Here is a 9,890-nt window from a genome sequence, read left to right as displayed (position 1 = left end):
GTGCGCGCCGGGCGCAAGGTTTATTACCGGCGCGATGCGGTTCAAGACTGGCTGACGCAGCAGGAGATGCCGAACCCTCGGCGTGTGGGGGCGTACCGATGAGCATCCCCCTGCCCTTCCGCAAACGGAACCAGCGCGCTGAACGTGATGAGGCGCGCGCGGACTGGATTGACGAGCGGCGGCGCGAGGCCCGCATCGTCATGGCCGACGTCATCCACCATTCCGATCACCTGATCCGGATTGCCTGTGATGTGCTGGCGCGCCATGGCGAGACGCCCGAGGAACGCGAGGATGCCCGCATTCTTCTGGTGGTGCTGGAGGCCAAGACCCCTGGGCGCGGCAATCAACGCCGGCAGAACCCGGAGGTGGAGCCATGAAGCGGCGCGGCACACCCGAAGCGGATCTGCAGCGCGCCGTAGTCACCGCGCTGCGCTTCGCCCTGCCGAAGACGGCCATCATTCATCACTGCGCCAACGAGGTCACCGAGCCAGGCCCGCGCGGTGCCAAGCGCCAGGCGATCCTGGTTGGCATGGGCGTGCATGCGGGCTTTGCCGATCTGATTGTGCTCTGCGGTGGGCGTGTGCTGTTTCTGGAGCTGAAGAGTGCCAAGGGACGGCTCAGCCCCGCACAGGAGAGGTTTCGCGATGCGGTGCTGGCGCTGGGCTTTGGCTGGGCGCTGGTGCGCAGCCTCGACGATGCGCTTGGCGCTCTGGCCGATCACGGATTTACCACGCGTGTCGTGCAGACCGACACGCCCCGTGCCCGGTGCGATACAGGCGTAGACTTGCGGAGGGTCGTGCCATGAGCCACGCCGCCACCAACTGGGCAATCCAGCGCCGCGGGCTCAAGCCCACCACCAAGATCGTGCTCTGGCATCTGTGTGATCGCTTCAATCCCGATTACGGCTGTTTCCCGTCGCAAGAGCGGCTGGCGCATGATTGCGAGATCAGTCGCTCGACCTTGAATGACCATCTTGGTCAGCTGGAAGCGGCCGGATTGTTGCGCCGTGTGCCGCGCATTCACCCCATGACCAAACGGCAGATGCCCACACGCTATATCTTGGGCTTCGAGCCCGGCTTTACCCCGCATGATCCGAACCCGTGTCCGGAAACCGGACACGGCGCATTGCCATTGGATGGCATGGCGTCGGAGGATCCGAGTTCTTGCGTGGAGTCAGCCAATCAGCCCGATCCATGTCCGGAAACTGGACACGGGATTGCAGAGCGACCCGTGTCCGATTTTGACCCCGACCCGTGTCCGGAAAATGGCCAAAGCCGTGTCCGAAATCCGGACACTAACCTTGTAAGAGAACCTTTAAGGGAACCAGTAAAGGAGGAGGAGGACGCGCGAGGGCGCGAAACCGGTTTTGATGATTTCTTTGGCGAGCTGCTGCAAGCGCTGGGCATCGATGCCGACGGGGCATTGCCCGCCTGGTGGCAGGGCTGGCCGGCTCGGCTGCATGTGCAGCGCTGGATCGATGATCTGGGCATGTCCGAGGATCAGATCATCGAGGTTGCTCGAAAGACCCGTGATACGCACCCTGCCCCGCCCGATGGGCCCAAGGCGCTTGATCGGGCGATGGAACGCGCGGCACGGCGTGACGCCGAAGCGACAAACCAAACCACAGCCAGCGGCCGAACAGCCAAGCGACAGCGCAAGCGCGATGCAGCTCCCCGTCCCAGTGATGACCAACTGGCGGCGTTCTACGCCGGGATGGTCAATTCCGACGCCTTCCTGCCCGCCAATGCCGTCAGCAGCGCCATGTGCGGATTGATGCTGGCACGCAAACTGGTCACGCCGGAACAGCTGCGTCTGCGGGGTGTGCTATGAGCCAGTTTGATCGCAGACTGCCCGGCATGCGGGCGAAGCCCGGCGCAGGCGGCAAGACCAAACGCGCGCTGGGCGTGCAGGCGGCCCTCGAATGGGCCTTCCGGGTCGAGAAAGCCCAGCTTGAGCTGCCGCCGCGACAGGACGACGGTCAGGAAAGTCGCGGCTTCGGGCTGGAATACGTCCTGATGCAACGCGCCGCCCTGGGCTGCAAGGTCGATGGCGGGCAGCACAAGATGGGCGGCTATGTCCACGAGGACGCCGAAGTCATCGCAGCCACCGTGGCCGGGATGCCCGACAGTCATGGCGGGATCCGCATGGCCCTGCGCGTGGCAGAGCTGGCTCGCGCCGGAATGACCCCCGATTGGATGCCAGGTGCCGTGCCGCGTTGTGTGCCGCGGGAGACCCGCGAGAACCAGCACGGGGTCCGGGCCGTCACCGAGGTGATTGGGACAGAACGCGTGCTGGTTCGCGGAAAGTGGCGAATGGTAGAGGTGCTAGCGTGTCCCGTCATCTGGCTCCCCCATCCCGAGCAGATCGCATCCGCCCGGCGTGGCTATGACGATTGGTGGGCGGCGCTGGATTGGGTGCGGGATGGATTGGTGGCAGGCGCGATGCTTAGGGAGGTGCAGGTGACGGCGGTGATGCCGAAGGTAAAACCTTGGTCCGCTCACTGAGCGCCTTCGCAAAAAAACAATTGGCTTGACGCTTTGAACATCATCGCAACATCAATCGGCAGGAATACGCGGAACGCGGTACTTGCAAAGGTGGGAACCGTGGGCAGGCACTCCCTTGACCCATGGCGTCGATTTCAACCACGGTTTCTGCTCGTCGGCGCGCGGTGGCGCGTTCGACCTCCACCTTTACGATTTGTGTCGGCGGAAGATTAGCGAAAGTCTTCAGTAAATCGGCTAGCAACTGTGCGGGCGCAGGTTTTTGCATATGGCTTCTCCCACGAGACAGGAGAGCTAATATCGGCTGTTTTTGTCGTGCCGAAGGAAAACCAACACGATTACTGACATTCCCCTCTCGCCCTTCTGTTTAACGTTCCCTGTGATCAATGTTTGCTACGATGAGGAGAGATGGTGATGACACGCCAGCAAACTTAGTCAACGCCACAAGCCTCTAAGGCCAAACACAACCCCGTCAGCAACCTCGGCCAAGATCGCTGACAGGGATAGAATAATGAAGTCGAGATACAGAAAAAGTCAGGACCAGTCCTGCAGGTATTACATTCCCAGCCAAGGCAATTTGGGGCGATTATTGCCCGCTACATGTCGTTCAACGACATTCGGGTCAAAGCGACCTCCCATCTGAAAACATTAAATCAGCCCCCTGGCGATTTGGGCTCCCTCAAGCGCACACCGGCCCTAGGTGGATGTGCCTGCAATAGAAGATCTTGCATGCCATGTTTTGAAACAACAACCAAGTATGCCTGAATCTTCTCTAGCGCAGACGGGAGCGTTTGCCACGCTCGCAGGTTTTTACCCGGTCTCCGTACTGTTTGACTTGAGAAGCGTGAGCCTCCATAAAAACTGTACGATACTCTGCATGCGAGTTGACGGATGAAGCAGCAAACCACACTCGTTGTCGGCCTTGGCGCGTCCGCTGGGGGTATACATGCTTTACAGGCTTTTTTCAGCAAAATTCCAGATGACCCTGATCTGGCCTTTGTTATCGTAACTCATCTCAGCCCGGACCGTGAAAGCAGGCTACATGATGTGATGCGCCGCTACACGACGCTCCCTGTCGAGGTGATAAAGGATGGTGACCCAGTCCGCGCTGGGATTGTGCATGTCATGCCCGAAAATGTTGTATTGTCGATCAGAGATGGGATTTTTCGACTGCTTGAAGTTGACCCCGCGCACCGCGAACGCAAACCGATCGATGTGTTCTTCAGCGCGCTGGCCATTGACCAGCAAGAGCGGGCCGTCGGAATCGTCCTGTCCGGGGGGGATGGCGACGGTACGCTTGGGTTGCGGGTGATCAAGAAATATGGCGGCATCACATTTGCCCAAGTTGCGAATGGAACCGGGCCTGACAACCCGGAAATGCCAGAAAGCGCGATTGCGAGCGGGGCGGTTGATTTTGCTCTGTCTGCTGAAGAGATGCCCTCGACGCTGCTTAAAGTGCAAAAGGCGGCGGCGCTTAGCGTTCAACTGCTGCACGAAGAACCGACAACTTCGGAGACAGAACAAAGACGCATGCAAGACGAGATTTCACAATTGTTGCGCGATCACTCGGGTCGAGATTTTGCAGGTTATAGAAGCAAAACATTCTTCCGGCGGGTTGCCAGGCGGATGCAGGTCACCCAGACCACGACCACTGGTGCCTATCTTGAGCGGCTGCGCAAGGACCCAAGCGAGGTGATGGAGCTATTTCGCGATCTGCTCATCAGCGTCACCGATTTCTTTCGGGATGCAGACGCCTTCAACGCCTTGAACTTGCATGTCATACCATCCCTTCTTACTAATCGCGGCGCGAATGATACCTTACGGGTTTGGGTACCTGGCTGTGCCACTGGTGAAGAGGTCTATTCGCTGGCCATCCTGATCCGCGAACAGATGGACAAGCTGTCCTCCCACCTAACGCCTCAGATTTTCGCAACCGACATTGATGCGCCTGCGCTCACCGTGGCCCGGGCTGCGCGCTATCCGGGCCCTTTACTCAAGAACGTATCAGATGAACGCAAAGCGCGCTTCTTCCGGAGAGATGGAGCCAGCTACGTTCTTTTGCCCGAAATCCGCGAGATGTGTATCTTTTCGGCCCATAGCCTGATCAGCGATCCTCCGTTTTCCAATATTGATCTAGTGTCATGCCGAAATCTTCTGATCTATCTTGGATCAGAACTACAACAGCGCGTAATTTCGACAATTCACTATGCACTAAAGCCGGGCGGGTTCCTGTTTCTCGGCAGTTCAGAGCGTCTGGGTCAATATGAGAATCTGTTTTCAGCGATCGACAAGAAGCATCGGATTTTTCAGAGTCTCGACCTCGGCGACAGACGCATCCGCATGCCTATCCCCCTGGAAGAGATGCAGGCTGCAAGATCGCACTTTGAAAAAAATGACCTGCCGCAGCGCATGACCAGTCACCGGGTACGTCAGAGGGCCGAACGTCAGATCATGGAACGCCACAGCCCCGCGCATGTCGTGGTCCACAGTGAAGGTGACATAGTCTTTTTCTCGGCGCGGACCCGGCCGTATTTCGACACACCGCACGGTGCCCCCAGCAAACAGTTGTATGAGATCGTGCGGCGTGAATTACGGCAGGATTTGCGATCTGCGCTGCGTGAGTCGCTGGAAAACAACAGACCTGCGCGTCGACATTCGATTATGTCAGATGGCGAAGCCACGTTGAACGTTTACATGACGGTAGAGCCACTAAACAATAGTGAGGGGGGTGAGCCGATGTTTCTAATCGTCTTCCACCCTGTTGACGAGCTGCGAAGAGGCAAGGCAGAGGTCAGCCACACCGAAGCCGGGCAACCAGATGCGGAGGCCTCTAAACACGAATTGCGCGAAATGCATGAGCGTTTGTGCGTGACAATCGAAAAGTACGAAACCACGCTGGAAGAACTGAATAATGCGAATGAGGAACTGGTTTCACTCAACGAGGAGGCGCAGTCAGCAAACGAGGAATTACAAGCCTCGAAGGAAGAATTACAGTCATTGATCGAAGAACTAAACAGCGTCAATGCAGAGTTGAACGACAGGGTTAAAGAACTCGACAGGGCGAATACAGATTTGCGCAACTTGTACGATGCGACAGGTGTTTCCAGTATTTTTCTGGACAGAGACATGACGATCCACAACTTTATTCCGGCGGCATCGACGTTCTTCAATCTTCGCAGCTCTGACATCGGCCGCCCACTGACAGAACTGGCCATCGCGCTCAGATATCCCATGCTGAAACAGGACATCCGTGAAGTTTTCGAAACGGGTAATCCGGTCGAGCATCGGATGCCCTCAAATGGGGATCTAAGTCATTATTTGGTGCGATCGGCCCCGTATTTTGACGAGGGGATGGTCACCGGGGTCGTGGTCACCTTTGTTGACGTCACCACCCTTGCTCATGCCGAAGATCAGCGCGCAATTCTGATTACCGAAGCCTCCAATCAGGCGACGCTGATGACGGAGGTGCGCGCTGCGGATGCCCGGAAATCCCGATTGATGGCAGTGCTAGCTCATGATCTGCGTACACCATTGATTGCGCTTCTGAGCACGCTGGATTTGTTTCACAAAGGCATGCGAAATGAAGATCTGGATTTGATGTTTCACCGCCTCAATGAGGCTGGTCATGGGATGCTGCGCCTGATCGACGATGTATTGGAGTTGGCCCGACTGAGCTCGGGCGAGGCGGTGTTGCGGCCGGAGCCCTTTACCCCGAAAGTATTGCTCACGCAGGTGGTCGATCTTGTCCGCCCAGCGGCAGATCGTAACGAGACAGAGGTCGGAGTACATATCGACCCAATGCCTATGCTGCTAGGCGATGTGATGTCATTGCAAAGGGTTATGTTAAACTTCGCCACCAACGCAGTGAAGGCAACGCGAAGCGGTAGCGTACTGTTGTCGGCAACTCCAGGCGTTACTGGCCCCAAAGGCTTGACGGTAACATTTTCTGTCACGGACAACGGCTGCGGCATCGCCTCCGGAGACATTCCGCGGCTGTTTCGCGATTTTGGCATGCTTGAGCGAGATGGAACAACTCTGGATGGTACAGGTTTGGGTCTCGCCATATGCCGCAGGCTGGCGAGTGCAATGGATGGCGAGGTCGGCGTAGAAAGCACGCTTGGCAAGGGCTCACGTTTCTGGCTGAAGGTAACGCTGCCCGAGGCGGACAACAAGGTGCTTCCCTCCGATCATTGGCAAAACGACCCCGCAGCTATTTTGGCCGGACTCAGGGTACTGGTCGCCGAGGATCATGAAATGATCCGGCAATTAACTTGTGCGAAACTAACCCGCATCGGCATGCTCCCGACTGAGGCAGCAGACGGTGAAATTGCAGTTACGCTTGCAGAGGCCGAGGAGTTCGACATGATCCTGATGGACCTGAAAATGCCACGGCTAGATGGGGACATGGCAGCTGACCGCATCCGTCGCGGTGGTGGACCTTCCGCTCAGGCGTGGATTATCGCTGTTACCGCGCACCAATCCCCCGAGATCGCAATGATGCTGAGCGATCTTGCTTTTGACGCTTGCCTTCGCAAGCCGCTCGACCTTCAGCAACTTGCAGCCGTGACGCGGGGCCTTGCGCCGCTCGCGCCTGCGTTCACTGCACTCGTGCCCGCGTCGGCTACAACGGAGGACTTCGACCCTGATGGATTGGCGTATCTGCGCGAAATTGACGGTGGCACACTGCTAATGCGCTCACTAAAGAAATTTTCAGCCGAGATCGAAGAGACCCGGCTAAAGTTGGCGGTGCTGATCGGCAAGCGCGATACCTACAACGCCGGTCGTCTGATTCACAAGCTCGTCGGTGTAAGTGATATACTCGGTGCTAAGACGCTTTCCATAGCACTCCGTAAGTTCGAGGGATTGATTCACGCAGGGGACATCGAAGCTTTGGACGAGGCTCTCGACTGGATTGAGGACGTCATGAGCAAGTCAGGTGCGAAGGTTGACCTCCTCGTTCAGGAGATCGATCAGCACAGCAGTGGTGAGGTCTGAAGCGGTGCTGTTCATGCTAAGTGAGCGACGAGCATTTCTTTGCTTGTCGCGCTGGATATGACGCTAAGCTTATCCGCTATTCCGCCGTCTCTATGGGGGCATGTTCGGGCAACTCTGTAAGGGAAGAAGAGGCTAACAACACTCTTGGGCAGCGTTCGGCACCTGTGTCGAACTCGCCCCCCCTCCCATGGTTCCTCCCTCGCCCTTTGTGTATACGGGGGGGCTTGGCGCGCCAGTTCGCTAGCGCGTGGCTTTTTCACCGGGGAATCCACTTGGAAGCCACCTTGGTCGGCGGCCAAAATAAAGTGACTCAATTACAATGGGTTGGACGCATAAAACTGGCTCTCAAGGTGGATTCTTGAGTGGTTTAGTCAAGAATCCACCAAGCCAAAAGCGAGCCAGTTTAGCCAGGGCCAGTGCCCCGGCCCAAGCTGGAGATCGCTGACATATTCCGCGCACACGGCCCTGCGTGGCGGCAGGCCAATGCGGGACATGTCAGCCTCTCCCAGCTGAAGGTTATGTCGGCGATTGAAGCCTGCCGGACCGAGGCGCTTGGCGGGCATGTGGCGGGCTGCACCAAGTGTGGCCACCACCACATTGCTTACAACAGCTGCAAGAACCGGCATTGCCCCAAGTGTCAGGGGCCAGCTGCACGTGACTGGATGGAAGCCCGCGCCGAGGACCTTCTGCCCGTGGAGTATTTCCACGTCGTCTTCACGCTGCCCGCCGAGATCGCGCAGATCGCCTATTGGAACAAGAAGGCAGTGTATGGGCTGCTGTTCAAAGCGTCGGCGGAAACGGTCATGACCATCGCCGCCGACCCCAAAAGGATGGGCGCGAAGGTGGGCCTGACCAGCGTCTTGCACACCTAGGGTTCGGCAATGACCCACCATCCGCACATCCACATGATCGTGCCCGGTGGAGGCTTATTTCCGGATAGTATAGTAACCGATGGGTCGCGTGCAAGCCAGGGTTCTTTCTACATGTGCGGGTACTGTCGCGCTTATTCCGGCGCCTCTTTCTGGACGGGCTGCTGGCGCTGCACTAGGCTGGAGATCTCGCCTTCTTCGCTGATTTGGAGCACCTGGCGCAAGCAGAGGCTTTTACAGAGTGGCTGGCCCCATTCCGCAAATCCGAATGGGTGGTCTATGCCAAACCTCCCTTCGGCGGCCCTGTGGCCGTGCTCGCCTATCTAAGCCGCTATACACATCGGGTGGCGATCTCGAACCACCGCCTCGTCAGCGCTGATGGCAACACCGCCGCGTTCAGCTGGAAGGACTACCGCGTCAAGAACCGCGATCGCCAGAAGATCATGCGGCTTGCCACGCCCGAGTTCATCCGCCGCTTCCTGATCCACGTCCTGCCTGAAAGGTTCCATCGCATCCGCCACTACGGTCTATTGGCCAGTGGTGGCCGCAAAACCAATCTTACCAAAATCCGCGCGCTGCTCTGCGTCCAGCTGCCAGGTCAGGCAGATGTTCATGTTCAAGACACTGAGCCGGACGTCACCCCTCTCACGCTGCGCGAACCGTGCCCCTGCTGCGGCGGCCCCATGCGGATCATCGAGATCTTCCGTCGTGGGCAGAAACCGATGTCACGCGCACCACCAAGGGAGCAGACCGCATGACCTATCGCCGATCAGAGATCATTAACCTATGCTGGCTGCATCATGCAGCACCGGCACAATCAAGGTGCGCCAATCGATCTGGAGCAACGCTCACCACGGCGACCCAACAAGACACGACTGGTATAATAGGGTCAAAGGTACGCGATCCCCTTGGATCCACCGCCGTGAAAAACGCCAAACGATCCGCCGGAACAGCCGTCGCATCGACCGTCAGCCCGCTTTACCCATAGTCTCACCAAGGCCCCCGCGGCTTCGTCCTTCCGAGGTTTGTCAACGCGGGCCCCCATCTCCTGGCAGCCCTGTTGCGCCACGGCCTGCATCGAAAAACCCTCAGTAGACCGGACTTTCGCTGCGCCTTACATAGAGGACCGCTATGCTGTAGGTTTCTCGGACGCCTCGCGATGTGGTCGAGTAGCGCGCGGCACCGTCTGGCGTCCGAGAAGCGGACAAACCAGCCGTTTGCATGTGCAGCTATTGCTAACGCAGCATTTCTTCGCATGTGCAGCAGAGCCTATTCGGCTGTGTAGCGAATTTCACCAGAGCGGCCATTTGAGGGGGCAAAATCACGCATTTCCAAACCGTCCTTTCGCTGCGATGAAATCGAACTAATAGGCCGCGGGCAGAGCGTGCATTCGCAGCGCACAGTCGTAACGGCCGCTATCTGCACTTCGCGACACCAGTGAACAATGCCCTGCGTATTCCGGAGGATCCGGCCATCCATTCCGACAACATCCGGCCACCTGTTCCGGGGTATCCGGCCACCTGTG

The 9,890-nt window shown here is 58.0% G+C and carries 5 protein-coding genes and 1 pseudogene; all 6 read left to right on the top strand.

Features of this window, described 5'->3' with window-relative positions; translation table 11 throughout:
• Positions 1-98: 98 nt before the first annotated feature.
• Positions 99-377, top strand: a complete 279-nt coding sequence (locus tag ACEN2R_RS20130; RefSeq protein ID WP_442044632.1) for a hypothetical protein — start codon at positions 99-101, stop codon at positions 375-377.
• Positions 374-805 (top strand): VRR-NUC domain-containing protein, encoded by a 432-nt coding sequence (locus tag ACEN2R_RS20125; RefSeq protein WP_442044630.1) that lies wholly within the window; start codon positions 374-376, stop codon positions 803-805. The genes ACEN2R_RS20130 and ACEN2R_RS20125 overlap by 4 nt, the downstream gene beginning before the upstream one ends.
• The gene (locus ACEN2R_RS20120; RefSeq protein ID WP_442044628.1) at positions 802-1,830 is read left to right on the top strand and encodes a helix-turn-helix domain-containing protein; all 1,029 of its coding nucleotides are present in this window, start codon (positions 802-804) and stop codon (positions 1,828-1,830) included. The genes ACEN2R_RS20125 and ACEN2R_RS20120 overlap by 4 nt, the downstream gene beginning before the upstream one ends.
• Entirely contained in the window at positions 1,827-2,504 is a 678-nt protein-coding gene (locus tag ACEN2R_RS20115) for a hypothetical protein (protein WP_442044626.1), read from the top strand. Before ACEN2R_RS20120 ends, ACEN2R_RS20115 begins: the two co-directional genes overlap by 4 nt.
• Before the next feature lie 888 nt (positions 2,505-3,392).
• A complete protein-coding gene (locus ACEN2R_RS20110) occupies positions 3,393-7,496 on the top strand; it encodes a CheR family methyltransferase (RefSeq protein WP_442044624.1) in 4,104 nt (1,367 codons plus the stop codon).
• Between the two features lie 416 nt (positions 7,497-7,912).
• Positions 7,913-9,123, top strand: a pseudogene (locus ACEN2R_RS20105) (IS91 family transposase).
• Positions 9,124-9,890: the final 767 nt, after the last annotated feature.

The organism is Pseudogemmobacter sp. W21_MBD1_M6 (assembly GCF_052119585.1).
In the GTDB taxonomy this organism is placed as follows: Bacteria; Pseudomonadota; Alphaproteobacteria; order Rhodobacterales; family Rhodobacteraceae; genus JBGQOJ01.
The sequence above is the reverse complement of the archived record's forward strand: the minus strand, read 5'-3'. Positions and strand labels throughout refer to the sequence as shown.

Coding starts and splice junctions, on each gene's coding strand:
- ACEN2R_RS20130 (WP_442044632.1), top strand. CDS start 99: ATGAGCATCCCCCTGCCCTTCCGCAAACGGAACCAGCGCGCTGAACGT.
- ACEN2R_RS20120 (WP_442044628.1), top strand. CDS start 802: ATGAGCCACGCCGCCACCAACTGGGCAATCCAGCGCCGCGGGCTCAAG.
- ACEN2R_RS20110 (WP_442044624.1), top strand. CDS start 3,393: ATGAAGCAGCAAACCACACTCGTTGTCGGCCTTGGCGCGTCCGCTGGG.
- ACEN2R_RS20115 (WP_442044626.1), top strand. CDS start 1,827: ATGAGCCAGTTTGATCGCAGACTGCCCGGCATGCGGGCGAAGCCCGGC.
- ACEN2R_RS20125 (WP_442044630.1), top strand. CDS start 374: ATGAAGCGGCGCGGCACACCCGAAGCGGATCTGCAGCGCGCCGTAGTC.